Origin of the sequence: Roseateles sp. (assembly GCF_049240545.1) — a bacterium.
GTDB lineage: Bacteria > Pseudomonadota > Gammaproteobacteria > Burkholderiales > Burkholderiaceae_C > Paucibacter_A.
In genome coordinates this window covers 1-14150 of record NZ_JBMLSK010000237.1, presented here as the reverse complement: position 1 = coordinate 14150, position 14150 = coordinate 1, and the positions used below count along the sequence as shown (strand labels likewise).

Annotated in this window: 11 protein-coding genes; 4 read left to right on the top strand and 7 right to left on the bottom strand. The window is 62.5% G+C overall.

The window, feature by feature from the left end; all coding sequences use genetic code 11:
• The 7 genes from ACOVRJ_RS16625 to mads1 all read right to left on the bottom strand — a co-directional run.
• On the bottom strand, window positions 1-326 hold a 326-nt coding region (locus ACOVRJ_RS16625; RefSeq protein ID WP_422044951.1), incomplete at its 3' end, for a hypothetical protein.
• 397 nt (window positions 327-723) lie between these two features.
• Window positions 724-1794 carry an AAA family ATPase gene (locus ACOVRJ_RS16620; RefSeq protein WP_422044950.1) on the bottom strand — a complete coding sequence of 357 codons (1071 nt, stop codon included), beginning with the start codon at window positions 1792-1794 and terminating at the stop codon, window positions 724-726.
• Entirely contained in the window at window positions 1794-5339 is a 3546-nt protein-coding gene (pglX, locus tag ACOVRJ_RS16615; protein ID WP_422044949.1) for a BREX-1 system adenine-specific DNA-methyltransferase PglX, read from the bottom strand. The genes ACOVRJ_RS16620 and pglX overlap by 1 nt, the downstream gene beginning before the upstream one ends.
• Before the next feature lie 50 nt (window positions 5340-5389).
• The gene (gene brxC / locus ACOVRJ_RS16610) at window positions 5390-9013 is read right to left on the bottom strand and encodes a BREX system P-loop protein BrxC (RefSeq protein WP_422044948.1); all 3624 of its coding nucleotides are present in this window, start codon (window positions 9011-9013) and stop codon (window positions 5390-5392) included.
• Window positions 9014-9026: 13 nt separating this feature from the next.
• Window positions 9027-9605, bottom strand: a complete 579-nt coding sequence (locus ACOVRJ_RS16605; RefSeq protein WP_422044947.1) for a DUF1788 domain-containing protein — start codon at window positions 9603-9605, stop codon at window positions 9027-9029.
• Complete coding sequence (locus ACOVRJ_RS16600; RefSeq protein ID WP_422044946.1) at window positions 9602-10201, bottom strand: DUF1819 family protein; 600 nt, start codon at window positions 10199-10201, stop codon at window positions 9602-9604. The genes ACOVRJ_RS16605 and ACOVRJ_RS16600 overlap by 4 nt, the downstream gene beginning before the upstream one ends.
• Before the next feature lie 115 nt (window positions 10202-10316).
• A complete protein-coding gene (gene mads1 / locus ACOVRJ_RS16595; protein WP_422044945.1) occupies window positions 10317-10574 on the bottom strand; it encodes a methylation-associated defense system helix-turn-helix domain-containing protein MAD1 in 258 nt (85 codons plus the stop codon).
• Between the two features lie 100 nt (window positions 10575-10674).
• On the opposite strand from mads1, the gene ACOVRJ_RS16590 reads away from it, so the two are divergent.
• The 4 genes from ACOVRJ_RS16590 to ACOVRJ_RS16575 form a co-directional block, all read left to right on the top strand.
• Window positions 10675-10965 (top strand): DUF4236 domain-containing protein, encoded by a 291-nt coding sequence (locus ACOVRJ_RS16590; RefSeq protein ID WP_422044944.1) that lies wholly within the window; start codon window positions 10675-10677, stop codon window positions 10963-10965.
• Window positions 10966-11041: 76 nt separating this feature from the next.
• Window positions 11042-11350, top strand: coding sequence for a hypothetical protein (locus ACOVRJ_RS16585; protein ID WP_422044943.1), 309 nt, complete (start codon window positions 11042-11044; stop codon window positions 11348-11350).
• Window positions 11351-11374: 24 nt separating this feature from the next.
• Window positions 11375-12805 (top strand): DUF6880 family protein, encoded by a 1431-nt coding sequence (locus tag ACOVRJ_RS16580; RefSeq protein ID WP_422044942.1) that lies wholly within the window; start codon window positions 11375-11377, stop codon window positions 12803-12805.
• Window positions 12806-13810: 1005 nt separating this feature from the next.
• Window positions 13811-14150: phage integrase N-terminal domain-containing protein (locus ACOVRJ_RS16575; protein WP_422044941.1), on the top strand; the 340-nt coding region annotated here is incomplete at its 3' end.

The window sequence follows — 14150 nt, the reverse complement described above, 5'->3', positions numbered from 1 at the left end:
TTAGGCATATGACCCAGCAGCCGCTCCAGAACGCCATGGACCACCATGGGGTAGAACTTTTTGGCGTAGATCCAATTGGCAAGGAGGTCCGCGTCGGGCAGCGCCGCCAGCTGCGCTTCTTGCGCTTGAACTTGCCCCAGCACGACCTTGGCATCGAGAGTGTTGTGCCAGTTGGTCAGCTCAACCAATAGCGCTGCATCTGCGATTGTTTTCGCGGGATCGAGCACTCCATTGGGGAAACCCTTTGCCCGTAGAGCCCGCCAAAGTGGATTGATGGTGTGCCACAGAGCGGCATGTCGAACCCAGTGCGCCAGCTGCGCCATCACGGCCTGCTCCAGCGCTGGAAGCCCACCGGCCACCTTCGCTTGCTGTACCGGCCCAAGGGCAGGCCAAAGCTCTTGAGGATCAATCAGGTAACTCTCAAGGCAGTAACGGGGAAGCAGCAGCAAGTTGGGCGTTGCCTGGAGCGCTGACTGGCATTCGGCGGCGGTCCAGTCGTCACGGTCGACCACACCCAGCCATGTGGGTTCAAGGCCAAGCATCGCTTGCACATGGCGCTTGTTACCTGCTGGCTCCAAATGCCATTTGCGCTCCCAGCCAGCAGCTTGCGCTCTGTTCTTCAAAAAGATGCGAAACGCGGAAACGTCGTCAGGCCCTTCAACGAGCAGAACGCGAACCCCCGTCGAACCAACCGACTGGGTCTTGATTCGCCGAACTCGATCTTCAATATTCATCGGCCCGATCCCTCCCACCTAGCTCAACCCGACGTCCTGTCGCCTCATAGCGCTGCCAGACATCTGGCTGGTGCGAGGTGATCATCAACTGCCCATCGAGCTTCGCGACCAAGCCCTCCAAGCTTGCCAAAAGACCGCTGACCAGCGAAGGATGCAGGTACAGGTCCGGCTCGTCGATCAGCACGACGGCTCCCCGCTCGGCCCAGTGCGCGACGAGGAACAGCAGGATCAGGACCTGGTGCTCCCCTGCGCTCAGCTCATCCAAGGTGTGGTGTTGCCCTCGCCTGTCCTTGAGCTTGACCCGCAAACGGCCCTCGCCCTGCTGGATGTCAGGATCAATCTCCTTGCCGGACAGAAAGCCGTTCATCAGCCGCAAGACCTCGTGGTACTTGTGCAGTTGGGTGGTTTTCAGCGTAATGAGCGAAGCCTCCAGCTGATCCTTCCAGTCGTCACTGGCTACGTACTTGGGCAACCAGCGTCGAGCAGGGGAGTCGGCCATCAACTCGCCCACATTCCGCCTTGCAGAGACCCAACGCCGCTCCTCTGCGTCAAGAAAAACGATGTTGGGGGCGTCGGTCTTGTCGAACGACAGCACCATGCGCCGATGGGCATCGCTCCATCGTGTCAACAGGTCACCCTCGGGAAGGAAGAGCTCGCGCTTCGGATTACCGGGCTTGCCGGTCCGTGCCACGCTCTCGCCAACCCAACACACCTCGGGCTGGCGCTCCTGGAGCTGCTCACACCACTGCAAATCGCCAAACACCAGGCCGACCGAGCGCCCTTCAATCGGGGTGCCGCTCAGCACCACGGCACAGGCGCCCCAGCGCTGCAGCCACTCGCGAGCAGGATGGCTCTTGGGCAATGGCTTGCGGTGCGCCAACCAATGCCCCAAGGCTTCCCAGAGCATGGCGACGGCCCTCAGAACCGTGGACTTGCCGCAGCCGTTGGGGCCAGACAGCAAGACCAGCTTCTCGATGTCGCCATCCCAATCGCTCTTGAGGTCCACCACGCGGTCGCCCAGAGGACCAACATCGTGGAAGTGAATCGATTCGATCTTCATCAGTCTTCGTCCTTCCCGCCGCAGATGGCTTTGGCCTCGGCGAGCAGGTCGCCAAACTTCGCGTAGTTCACCTTCACGCCGTCGTCCAGGTCCAGCGCAATGCGCATGTCGGCGTAGTGTCGAAGTTTTTCGTCATAGGCAAGAAGCTCGATCTGCTTCTTGCGCAGCGCTTCGATCTGTTTCTGCAGCTTGGTGCGGGCGGCTGCCGACGATGCTGCACCCACGTCCTTGTCCAGCATGTCTACACGGGACGCCATCTTGGCGATTAGCGGCACCACGTACTCAGCGCGCATCCGTGCCAGCGTGCCCTCGTTGTAGCGATGCAAGTACACCAGCGCTTGGAAGGCGCCTTGTTTGCCGCTTCCGAAGAGCCAGTAGATAGGGCGCTTCTTGTAGGTCTGTAAGTGATCCTTGAAGAACTTTTCAGCAAGGTAGCGGCGAATGGCTTCGTCGGGCGCCTCGCTACTCTTCGCGCCAAGGCTACCCGCGAGCCAGTCCATATTCTCCTCCTGAGCATCGGTGCCCCAAACGGCGCGAAGAAACTCGCCCACACGACTGGCAGCGTCGTCTTCGAACCATCTGTGGTCCGTCAGTGGAATGATGCCGTCGGCATCAGCCGGGAATGCCGACCCGTACCTTTCCGAGTCGAATCCAAGGCCGCCGGTGTGGGCATAGATTAGTCCTGGCTCCCGAAGGCTGTAACGGCCCATCATGCAGCCGACAGCGTACGAAATCAGACGCTGCGAATCCTTCTCTCGATCTGCGCGAGCCAGGGTGATTTCATCTTCTTGCACATCGGGCGAGAACTCGCTTTCGAGGCCATAAGCCCGTATCAGCAGCAAGTTGTTTTCGTCCTCGAGAGCCTTCATCTCGTGCCTGCGCTCGTCCAATACTCCCTTCCACGAAGCCCAGGACGATGCGACTGAGCCCTGCGCGAGGCCGGACGGTCTTGCCCATTCGACCGATTTGAAATCCCACGAGGTTTCTAATGAATCCCAGTCTGCCTTCGCCAGTTCCGTAGTCCGCCTGACGATAGCCGACACAGCGGACGCAACCGAATCTACAGCCTTATGAAAAGGGATTCTACCAATCTCACCAACATTTATTGCAATCGTTGGATTGATTGCGGCAATGCATTGGAAACTCACCTTTGAGTTAAGTAGGCCGAGACTAACGGCTAGCGACTCTGAGGACTCGGAAAACCCGGCAGAACCCCTACCATCGAACAAGAACCCCTTCGGCATGTAGCGAAATGCATTCGCGCCAGAGGTAACATCAGACCACGTAATGCCTTCACGAAGCCCATACTCTCCATTGTAGTTGTGAGACCGGATTCGGCCCGATGCGTCTATATTTCCTCGCACCTCGGCGCCGTCTCTCTCCCAATTCACAACATAGGCATGATTTCCATACCATTTTCTGAACAGCCCACCCTTTTGATAAGGAAACCATTTCTTTTGGACACCACTCAAATCGCTTGCGTCGACTGCTTGGAATGCCACCTTGAAGACATCTACTTCGTGCCAATATCTCAGGAATCGTTCATTGTCGGCGGTCGACATACCCAACCGCGTTAAAAGCCGATCACTCAGTGGCGCTGAATTTTCGAAGACATTCCTTATCCGATCCGAAACCCAGTAAGCCAAAGGAATTCCTGGCACCTTTAGAAATTGATTTACCGAGACCAGAAACGGCGCTGTGCCAAAGAACCGGGCGTTTAGTTCTTCATTGGTCGCGACACTACCCTGCTTATCGAAGAGTCGCTTGTATGTACCTTTGTAGTCAGATTGACACATGTTCCTAATCGTGAAGGAACAACTTCCAAAATCGGATCCAAACACACCTCGCCCATTGTGGCAAAAAGTCTCGATCGTGGATTCCATAAATACCGATCGCCTCAGATCTTCAAACCCAGAAAGAAACATCCAGTTCGGAATGGTTATCATCCCAATCAATCCACCGTCAGCGGCGAACTCTAGATTCCGAGTCAGAAAGCTTGCGTACAAGTCGCCCTTTGCGCTTTCATACTGACTATTGATCATCTCCTTCAGGTTGGGATTGAAGAATTTGCCACCCATGTACGGAGGATTGGCGATCGTCGCGTCGAATCGCATGCAGAGCATCAACGCCTGCAAGACCAGTGGCAGTAGGTCCTTGGCGGCTTGTTGGGCGTAGAGGTCGCCATCGCCTAGAGCTTTCTCTAACCCATTCGCCATCCCAGTCAGTTCTTGTCTTAGCGGCGGAGGAATTCGAATCAGGGAGCCAAAGGTCTTTGCCCCTTCAAAGACTTCCACCAAGGCGCTGGTTGAGGTGCGCTGGAGACCGAACTGGGCGAGGTGCGTCGTAATCTCGCCAATGTCTAGGCCCTTACTTTCCAGCAAACTAACTACATTGAGCTTTGGGGCTTCGGTGAAGAGTCTGCGGTCGTCGGCGCGCGCTTTCATCAGCAGGGCGAAGGCAGCAAGTTGGGCAGCCCGATCATCAATATCCAACCCGAAGAGGTTCTTCTCCAGGATCAGACGCGGAATAGCTCGGGGTTGGTAACCACGCTCAAGGTAGATAGCCTTCAGAACGTCATACGCTACGACAAGGATGTGCCCGCTTCCACACGCGGGGTCCAGCACGGTTATGGTTTCGGGGTTCAGCATGCCGCCGACCCCGCCGACGCGCATCTGAATGAGCGAGTCCAACTGCGCTCTCACTTCGGGCGGCTGTTCGGCTGGATGGATGTAGTGCGTCCACTGGCTGGGCAGCGTGCTGCTGGGGTTGGCCATCAGCCACAGCCGACCCAACGTGTTCTGCACCAAGTACTGCACGATCCAGTTGGGTGTGAACTGCTGAGTGGCAGCAGGTATGTCTTCGCTCCTGACCACTTTGCCGATGACCTCGTCCTTCTTCTCGCTGATGTAGAACTGGTACAGCCAACCGATCACCTCAATCTCTAGCCAGTCTTCCTCGGGCACCTGCTCGACCAGCTTGGCCACGATGGAGTCGGTGCGAAGCAGGTTCTCGGGCAGCAGCAGCTCGGTGTCGTCGTCGATGCGCTCGAACAGAAACGGCATCACGCGTGACAGCTCATTGCACTGCGCCACCAGCAGCAGCTTGTAGAGCTCGTTGTCCTGGTTGCCGGCCAGCTGCATTTCGCGCGCGTGGCCTGGGTTCAGACCCGGCAGCGTCACCTCGCTGGCGTGGCGAAGGATTTCGGGCAAGCCACCATCACGGCTGGACAGCACGCGCCAGCCGTGGCCCAGGTAGTCGTGGATCTCCATGTAGCGCAGCGCGGCGAAACGGTTGAACCAGGTGTAGGCCACCTCGTCCATGGTCTGCTCGAACCCATGCCGCTTGATGCGGGCAATGAGTTCGTCGCGCTGGCCGGCCACCTTGGCGGGCCACTCACGGCCGTCGATCAAGGCCACGTCGCCCCGCACTTCGGCTGGCACCACGCCGGCGGCCGAGATGCCCAGCACGTTGGCACGCTCGGTCACCGCCTTGATGAAGTCCAGCCGAGCCTTGGGGGCGTAGCTCTTGAGGTTGGCCTTGTTCATGTCTGTCCCTGGAAAATCGGTCTTGGTCTTGTTTTGCTTGCGCGGAGCGCTTACTGGATACGGGCTCGGTGGCCGGCTGCGATGGCAGCCATCAGCTCGGCGCGCAGCTTCGCCACGTAGTCGTCCACGTCTTGCTCGGTTTCCAGATAGGTCTTGGCGTTCAGATCCGCCGTGCGCACCACCCGGATCGGCTTGGCAGCCGGCGGCGCAGGCGGTGGTGGCGGCGTGGGTGCGTCGCCCGGCGTGGGCGCTGGCGCAGGCTTGACCGCGGCCTTGGCCTTGGCCGCCGCAGCGATAGCCGCGGCGATCTTGTCCATCGCCTCGTCCAGCAGTTCGCCCGCACGCTGCTGCAAGAACATGATGCGCGGGATGCTCACCAGGCCCGCCAGCTGCGCCTTCAGCTCTTGCAGCGGCCTAAGTGCGGCGTTGCGCATCGCGGGCTCGGCCTGAGCGTCATCAAGGGCCTGGGTGGCTTCCTTGATCTTGGAGTCGATGGAGAGCAGCGCCTTCTCGCGCCGCTCGCTGGCGAGGGCCTCGTTGACTTTCTCCACCGCGGACAGCAGCCCTTCGATGCGGTTGACCTGCGAGTACGGTCTCGGGTTGGCGCGAATGGCCTCCAGATCGGCCAGCGGCTGGGCCGATGCCGTGTCCTTGACCAGCGCTTCGCGGTTGTCGGAAAAGCTGACCAGCCCATCGAGCATGCGGGCCCACACCGGGGCCTGTGTCTTGTAGAAGCTCAGCACGTCGTGTGTGTCTTCGGCCAGATCCAGCCAGTCGTCACGCGTCGACAGCATGGCGTTCAGAAACTCGAAGGGGTCGCGGATCGCCAGTTGCCGGTCAATCGCCTGCAGGGCCTTGGCCACCTCGGCGGCACCCGGGTGGTGCTTCTGTTCGGCCTTGAGCTTGGCGCGCTCCAGCTCGGCTTTGCGTTGACCCAGGTTGTCGCGGAATGCGGCCACCAGCCCGTCTTCGTCATCCGGCGGCTGAAGCGAAAAGATCTCGCGATGCAGGTCGCGGGCCTTGGCGCGGGTGCCAGCATCCGCTGTCTTGCGCTTGAGGATGGACACCTGCTTGAAGCGGGCGGCCTTGGTCAGCGGTTCGGCCGCAGACTTGGGGTCGAGATCAGACCCTTCCATCACCAGCTTGATCTCGCCGGCCATGAACAAGCGGGCAATCAGCAGCACCGTTTCCAGCTCGGGCCGCCAGCCCCACGGCGCACCGGCAAATCGGTCCACCACGTCGGACAGCAGCACGCGGCTGGTGCCGGCCGCGACCGTGAGGTACTGGCGCATCTCGCCGATGGCCAGGGCATTGCCGTCTTCGCCATCGAGGGCGATCTTGTACTGACCGTGGGTATCCGATGCCAGCACGGCGCGGATCTCAGCCGCCGGGTCGGCTTGGCGCACCTTGATGTAGCCGAGCTTGGAATAGGTGTTGGAGACGAGGTAGTTCAGTGCCTCGTCCAAGATCACCGACGGGCCCTGCGGCTTGAGCGTCAGCTTCTGGCCCAGGGCGTAGAAGTCGCCGCGGCTCAGCAGGTCGGACAGCTGCGCCAGGATGCGGGTCTTGCGCTCGCGGTTCTCGTCCTTTCGGTCCAGCAAGATGCGCTTGAGCGACGGCGTGGCAGCGTCGGTCTTCGGGCCGCTGATGTACTTCTCGATCTGCACATAGGTGCGCAGTTCCACGTCCACGCGGGCGTCGTTGGCCATGCGCAGGATCACGCGGCCGGCGCCCTCGGCGCTGCGCCCGATGCACTTGGCTTCGGTCATCAGCTCGTAGTCGCCACCGACGGGCGACAGAACTTCCAGGGTCAGCTGCTGGTTGGCCTGGCGCCAGGGCGCGCCGTCGAGTAGGCGATTGAACTCGTAGTCGGTCTTGGTGTCGCGTTGGCGTACTTTGGTCTGGCCGCCCAACACCTCGTCGAAGACCAGCTCGGACACCAGGCGCGAGACCTCGGCCGACGAGATGTCGACCGACTTGATCTCTTGCGACACGTCGCGCTCTTCGTTGGTCAGGAAGAACCACAGGTCGCCGTTGCGGCTGACCAGGTTTTGCCGCTCCAGCCGGGCCAGGCTCTCCTGGATCTGGCGCTTCAAGGCCAGCTTGTCGGCGTCCACCCGGTCTAGGCACAGGGTGGCCAGGTTGTCCACGGTGGCCTTGATGGCTTCCTGGTAACGAATCAGGAACAGCGCACGGAGCAGTTTGATGTCCCACTTTTCCAATGCCGGGTTTTCACTAGCTTGGTCGATAGCGCGCTTAACGGATGAGTCGAGGAAGCTCTCGATGGAAGGGTAGAAGTCGTACAGCGGGACGAAGGCGTCGATGTCCTTGTCACCGTTGCCCACGGCAGCGGTCTGAAACGCATCGAGCATGGACCGCTCACCGCGTGCCAGATGGCGGCCCGTGGCGCCCACCTTGCGAATCGACTCGAAGACCTTTTGCAGCAGCTGGAACTGGTACGGCGCGAAGGGGTAGTGCGCGGCGTAGTCGTCAGCGTCCTTGAAGCGCCTGAAGGCGACGGCATGATCGGCGAACGAGAGCTGGTTGTTGATGATGTCGCCCTTGGCCCTCCACACCGCGGCTAGCGCGGCCTTGGCCTCGGGCGTCTTTTCCAGCAGGCGCTGCGAGATCACCTCGTCGGTGTTGGAACTGGACAGCGACAGGCGCGTGTGGAAGCGGCCCGTGATCTTGGAGAAGTCGTTGGTCCGGGCCTGGTTGGCCTCGCCCAGCGTGGCGTCGATGTCTTCCTGGCTGGTGACGATGACCCAGGCGCGGCCCTTGCAACGCACGCCGAGTTCTTCGGTGATGGTCTGCAGGTTCAGCATCAGCTGGGTGTTCTTGCCGATGAACTGGCCTACCTCGTCAACCAGGAACACGATGCGGTGACCGGGGCCCTTGGCGTCCAGGTAGGCGCGCACCAGATCGGCGAAGCCTTCGATGTTGATGCGGTAGGTGTCACGGGCATCGTCGAACCACTTGCCTGCGGACTCAGCCGACATCTTCAGCGCAGCGCTCAGACCTGCGATCACGTCATCACGAAGGAAGTCCACCGCGTCGCGCTCGGCATCCCACTCGTTGCCATTGGAAGCCTTGAAGGCGGCCTTGAACACGTCGAAGCTCCCCTTCGAGATGAGATGGCGCTCCATGTGGGCGACGTGCGGCGCGTCGCCTGAGAGGCCCTGCATCTCGTTGAACACGCGCAGGAAGACCTGCAGGATGGCGTCGCGGTCGCTCTTGGCATCGGCCTTGGAGTCAATGTTGAAGAGGATGACGTCGGTCTTGCCGGCCACGGCACGACGCACGTCGCCGATGAGCAATGGATCCTTGATCTTCGACTCGAAGAACTGCGCTGCGCGGCGCTTCTCGCCATTGCTGGGGTGAGTGGCCTCCAGGTTGGAGAGCAGGTACGACAGGATCTTGATGAAGTGCGACTTGCCGGAACCGAAGAAGCCCGACACCCACACGCCCATTCGCGCTGCGATGGTGGGATCGGTCGGGTTGTCGACTGTGGCCAGGTAGGCGTCGAAGAACCGGCGGAGGTACTCGGTCACCTGCTTGGTGGTGACGTACTCGTCCAGTTCCTGCCAGATGCTTTCGTCGTCGCGTTGGTCTGCCTTGATGACGCCGTTGATCGGGCGGTCAATCGGCTTGACGAAGAGTTCCTTGATTTTCATGGGTCTCCCTGAATCACGAGACGAGGCTGAACGCCCGGTAGTAGTTGTCGTCCGTGAGCTTGCTGAACAGGCGCAAGGACTGGCCGTCGTAGCGGCCGGGGTAGAGCATCAGCAGCGGCGTATCACGCATGTGCGGGTGCAGTGCAGACAGCAGCGTGTGCGTGCGGAGCATGGGGTAGACAGCCCCCACGCCCTTGACGATCAAGAGGTCAAGATCCGCGGCGCCGGTCATCTCGACGATGCGCGCGGCCAGCCGGTCTTCCTTGAGTACCGAGCGCAGTGAACGCAGGACGGCTTCGTCACCTTGCTTCATCTGCATCTCCAGAACCTTGGTGAGCAGACCTCGCTCTTCCAGCAGCGAGATCACGCACTCGAAGAGATCAACCGTCGCAAATCGAAGTTCGGGCTTCAGCTTTCGCAGGCCTGGTTCGATCACGTCGCTCAACCAGGAGCGGACGTGCATTTCTTGCTCAGGCGGGTAGTCGAAGATCCAGAAGCCGATCTCGCCACCCGCACCTCGGTTGCTCAAGACATCAGGTGATGCCAGACGTGGCAGGACTTGATTGAGGCGCTCTTCAAATCGGCTGTTCATGCTTGGGGTTCCATCCTGGAGAGCGTGGTCGGGTCGCCCAGGTGTTGCAGGTAGTCGCGGACTTTCGGGTGCAATATTGGTGGCGTGAGTCCCATACGCCTCGTGGAGTCCAGGTATTTGGCTTCCGCAAGGATTCGGACGATGACCTGGAAAAGCTTGTCGCGCGTGGTGTTTGCCCAGGCGCTCACCGCGGGGTCGCGATGCCCGCACTCCATGAGAAAACCTTGCCACTGTCGGTGACTCAGGTTTCGCTCTAGGCACCGTAGGTCAGCGGCGTAGACATCGCGCAGAAAGTCACTGAGCAACTGGCTGTGGCGTATAGCCGCCGCCAGAAGCACCTGCGAACTCACCTCTCCCTCAGCGCTGGAAACCAGGCTCCAACCCGCTTCGTCCAGCGTCTGCAGTCGGTTGCGAATCAGCCTGGCCTGCCGACGCGCCGTCGCAGGCTTCTTCTGCAGCAGGTTCTCCCCCCTTAATGCCTCGTCCCACTGCTGCGCCGTGGGGCGGGTAAGCAGTAGACGCGCAATGTGGCGACTCTCCGGCAGCAGCAGCGAGCCTGCGGAAATCTCAGCGTTGTAGAGGCTAGGCGTAGTCATCGCGGAAGGTAACGAGCACGTCGCCCCGTGGCGGACGGAAATACTCCGCCCGATTCATCACACAGACCCCAACGCTGGCTTGGGCTGTTCCGTTCAGTGTGTTCCGAATGAGGGATCAAATCTTTGTCCCCTGGACCTCGGCGCTGACGATGGTCTGCCGCCGTATCCACGCATCAATATCCATCCGCGAAAACCTCCAGCTCCCGCCCACCTTGAAGGCCGGGATCTTCTTGGCCGCAGCTAGCCGGTAAATGGTCCTCTCGGTGACCTTCAGGTACTCGGCGACGTCCTTGATCATGAGGATGTCTGTTTTGGGTGCTCGGGTGACCATGGCTCCTGCCGCGACGGTGGAATGAAATGCAGAATAGAGCAAGATTGTCACTCTGGGAGCTGAGTCTTCGTAAGTTTCCGCTGCCGCTGGCTCACCAGGTGAGCTTGGCCGCAGCTACAAAGGGCATTACAGGAGGTCAGCCATGGGGTTCCGATTTCAAAAGCGCATCCGCATCTTCAAAGGGTTAACCCTTAACTTGAGCAAGTCCGGCACGTCCTGGACGGTTGGTGGGCCCGGGGCATCGGTCAACGTCCGAAGCGAGAAGGTCACGGGTACGGTGGGCGCGCCCGGCACGGGGCTGTCCTACCGGCAAACGTTGGTGGATGGGTCGGAAGGCTCGGGCGGCAGGCACGCGGGCGGCAAGGCGTGGCGATGGGTGCTATGGGCCGCCTTGCTCGCCTTCCTCGGCTATCTCGTCTTTGGGCAAGCGTGAGCTGAACGTCCGTTGGCCGATCGTCCTTTGCCCGGTTCCTGCGGTCGCCACCATCAAACAAATGACTAGCTGCCCCGTGTACGTCATCGACCTCACCCACTACCTCGACCCCAAGGGCGCGATCGCCCCGGAGCGCGGCCCTGCCCGCAAGTTCGCGGACTTCGTCACCGCCGTCGTGGCCCACGCCACCGACTTCGACGGCCCCGACGGCACGCCCGGGCCCCTGTGCTTCAGGTGCCGCAAGCGCGACCAACGCTTCGTCGAGACGGGCCTTACCGAAGACAACCTCGTCGTCTGGCGATGCCTGGCGTGCGGCACTGAAGGTCAGGTCTCCAACTGGCAGGGGTCGTTCTGGGATCTGAGCGCTGGCTCGCCTTCGGCCTGATCACCCCTTCTCGCGCAAACCCCGATGGCCAAGCCGCCCGCTGAAGATCTGCCCACTTTCCTCGCCCGCCAAGCTCATGGTGACCTGGTCGCCGTGCTGCTGGAGCTGGCCCAGGACCACGAGGCCGTCCTCGCGCGTCTGGCCCGCCTACAACTGGCCGACCAGCCCGACAAGCTGGCCAGCGGGTTCAAGAAGACCTTGTCCGCCTGGAAGCGCTCCAGCAAGTTCTACGGCTACCGGGAGGCCGGCGAGTTCGGTCGCACCCTGGAGGGATGGCTCGACCAGGTGGAGCGAGAGCTTTGCCCCAAGGACCCTCCGGCGGCGCTAACCCTGTTCCAGACGTTCATCGAGTCGGACGCCGCGTGGTTCGAGCGTGCCGACGACTCCGACGGCGTGATCGGCGACGCGGTGCGCTCAGCCTGCCAGCACTGGCTACGTGCGGCAGCGCGGTGCGAGACGCCGGCCGATGTGTGGCCGCAACGCCTGCTGGATCTGTACTCCGCCGACCAGTACGGCGCCCGCGGAGCCCTCCTGCGCCATGCCGGCCTGCTGCTCAGCGAGGAAGCGCAGCGCGGGCTGGTGGCTCGCCTCGACGCGCAGTTGGCGGAACGGGCGGTCTCGGGGTTGGCCGCTGGCCGTGGGGAGGACGGCCAGCCGCTGGAAGTGTTCAAGCTCTCGGGCGCGTTATCGCTCTTATCCGAATCCTTGGGCGACCCCGATGTGCAGGTGCGCGCCTCCCTCCACTACAGCCCGGATCCGAACCCGGTGCAGCGGCAGTCCTTCGCCCGGGCCTACATCGAAGCCAACCGGCCGGCCGATGCGCTGGTGTGGCTGCAAGACAGCTGGGGACACGTGGAGGACAGCCGGCAAGGGCTGCTGGCCGAGGCGCTGGAGAAGCTCGGACGGTTCGACGAGAGCGTGCCGATCCGGAGAGCGATGTTCGAGCGCACCCTGTCGGACTACTACCTCGACCTCTGGCTGAAGCACCTGGCGGAGCCTGCCCGTACCGATGCGATCGCCCGCGCCCGCGAGCTCGCCCTCGCGCACAAGGACCCCGCGCGGGCCTCGACCGTGCTGCTTCAAATCGGCGACGCCGACGCCGCCGAAGAGAAGCTGCTGGCCAACCCGGCCGGCATCGACGGCGGCGCATACGGCAGCCTCGTCCCCCTGGCCAAGGCGCTGCGCGGCCACGACTGCCCGCGCGGCGAGACCGTCATCTACCGGGCCCTGCTCAACGGCATCCTGGACCGGGCCTACGCCCGCGCCTACGGTCATGCGGCGCGCTACTGGGCCAGACTGCGGGAGATCGCGAATAGCGGCGTCGACCTGCTGCCCCTCTCCCCGCCTGACGCCTTCGAAGCGGAGATACGCACGCGCCACGCGCGCAAGACAGCTTTCTGGGCGCATGTGAACGGCACCCGGCGCGACCGGCACGATGTCGAGGACGACGAGTAGGACGCCGGGCAGGCTCCGACCATCGGACACCGCGCTTATCCACGGCCGCGCGATCGGCGCCTCATACGCAAGACTCGCGCGGCGGTGGGTAAGCCGCCTGTGGCAGCCATAGCGGGCGTCCGCACTGCTGACAACGACCATCGGCCCGCCAACGGTGTCGACCGTCACCACTGCGGTTGCACCGCGCAGCCGCCTGGCGCAGCATGCCGCCCATCAACCGCTGGCTGAGTCAGCCCGATGGATGCGCGTTACGCATCGCCCTGCCCGCTTCGGCGGGTGCCCCAGCCGGCCTGATCTCCTGCAACCCGGCGACCGCAAGGTCTGGAGATATGCGTCCGAGGTCGGCTCTGCCGACATGCTCTGCCCCAGCCGAGCCGACTGGCTTGCCCGTGTTTCCTGGCCCAACACGGCGGCGATGCGCGCGCCACGGCCCACATCAAGCCCTGCTGCAACCGTGGCGGCGCCCTGCCGCAATCTACTGCGCCAACGGGCAGCGTCGTCACTACGCGGCGCGAGCCGGTAGTGACGACGCGCACGCAGCCCCTGCACGCCCGGGCCATGCCCGGGGGATATCCGGGCTGTCGCAAGTGACGGACCCGCGTGACGGGCTCCGGCGCGCCCATCCGGTACCGCGAAAGCGGCTTCCGGGTCGACGATAAAGGTCTCCAACGACCCCTCGCCCAGCCTGCGCCAGCAGGCACCGTCGACAAGCGCACCACCCCGTGGTGCACCCCGCCGAGCCTAGGGCATGGGCTCGAACCGACGGACCGACTTGCTGCAGCAAGCGCCGTCGGGGCCAATGCCGCATGCCGCGGCGGCCAGAAGCAAGACCTCGGCACAAGACGGGAGTGGTGTCCCGTGTCCCTCGTGGTTCCCTTTGCGCTCAGGCGCTCGGGACGGACAGAAACACTTACCAGACCGACTTCACACCAGCGACAACGAACCCGACCTGCCCCCAGGGGCAGCCGACCGACCCGACGACTTCAGACCGCCAGCAGCAACCGGATGCGCGACCTGAACTACCAGCTGAAGCAGCTCTGCCACCGCAACCGCGACGGCAGCTTCGCCACGCAGCGCGACCGCGAGCGTGTGCTCGACCTCGTCGCCAACCAGCTCCAGGAGGCCGGCTACCGCCACCTGGGCGCCACCAGCCTCAAGCCCAAGCATGTGGAAGGCCTGGTGGCCCGCTGGCAAGCCGAGGGCCTGGCCATCGGCACGATCAAGAACCGCATGGCCGAGCTGCGCTGGTGGGCCGAGAAGATCGGCAAGAACAACGTCATCGCCCGCGACAACCACCACTACGGCATCGGCAACCGGCAGCACGTCACCAACGTCAGCAAGGCGC

Excerpts from the sequence above, each read along its gene's own strand:
- ACOVRJ_RS16620 (WP_422044950.1), bottom strand. The coding sequence starts at position 1,794 with ATGAAGATCGAATCGATTCACTTCCACGATGTTGGTCCTCTGGGCGAC.
- pglX (WP_422044949.1), bottom strand. The coding sequence starts at position 5,339 with ATGAACAAGGCCAACCTCAAGAGCTACGCCCCCAAGGCTCGGCTGGAC.
- brxC (WP_422044948.1), bottom strand. The coding sequence starts at position 9,013 with ATGAAAATCAAGGAACTCTTCGTCAAGCCGATTGACCGCCCGATCAAC.
- ACOVRJ_RS16605 (WP_422044947.1), bottom strand. The coding sequence starts at position 9,605 with ATGAACAGCCGATTTGAAGAGCGCCTCAATCAAGTCCTGCCACGTCTG.
- ACOVRJ_RS16600 (WP_422044946.1), bottom strand. The coding sequence starts at position 10,201 with ATGACTACGCCTAGCCTCTACAACGCTGAGATTTCCGCAGGCTCGCTG.
- ACOVRJ_RS16590 (WP_422044944.1), top strand. The coding sequence starts at position 10,675 with ATGGGGTTCCGATTTCAAAAGCGCATCCGCATCTTCAAAGGGTTAACC.
- ACOVRJ_RS16580 (WP_422044942.1), top strand. The coding sequence starts at position 11,375 with ATGGCCAAGCCGCCCGCTGAAGATCTGCCCACTTTCCTCGCCCGCCAA.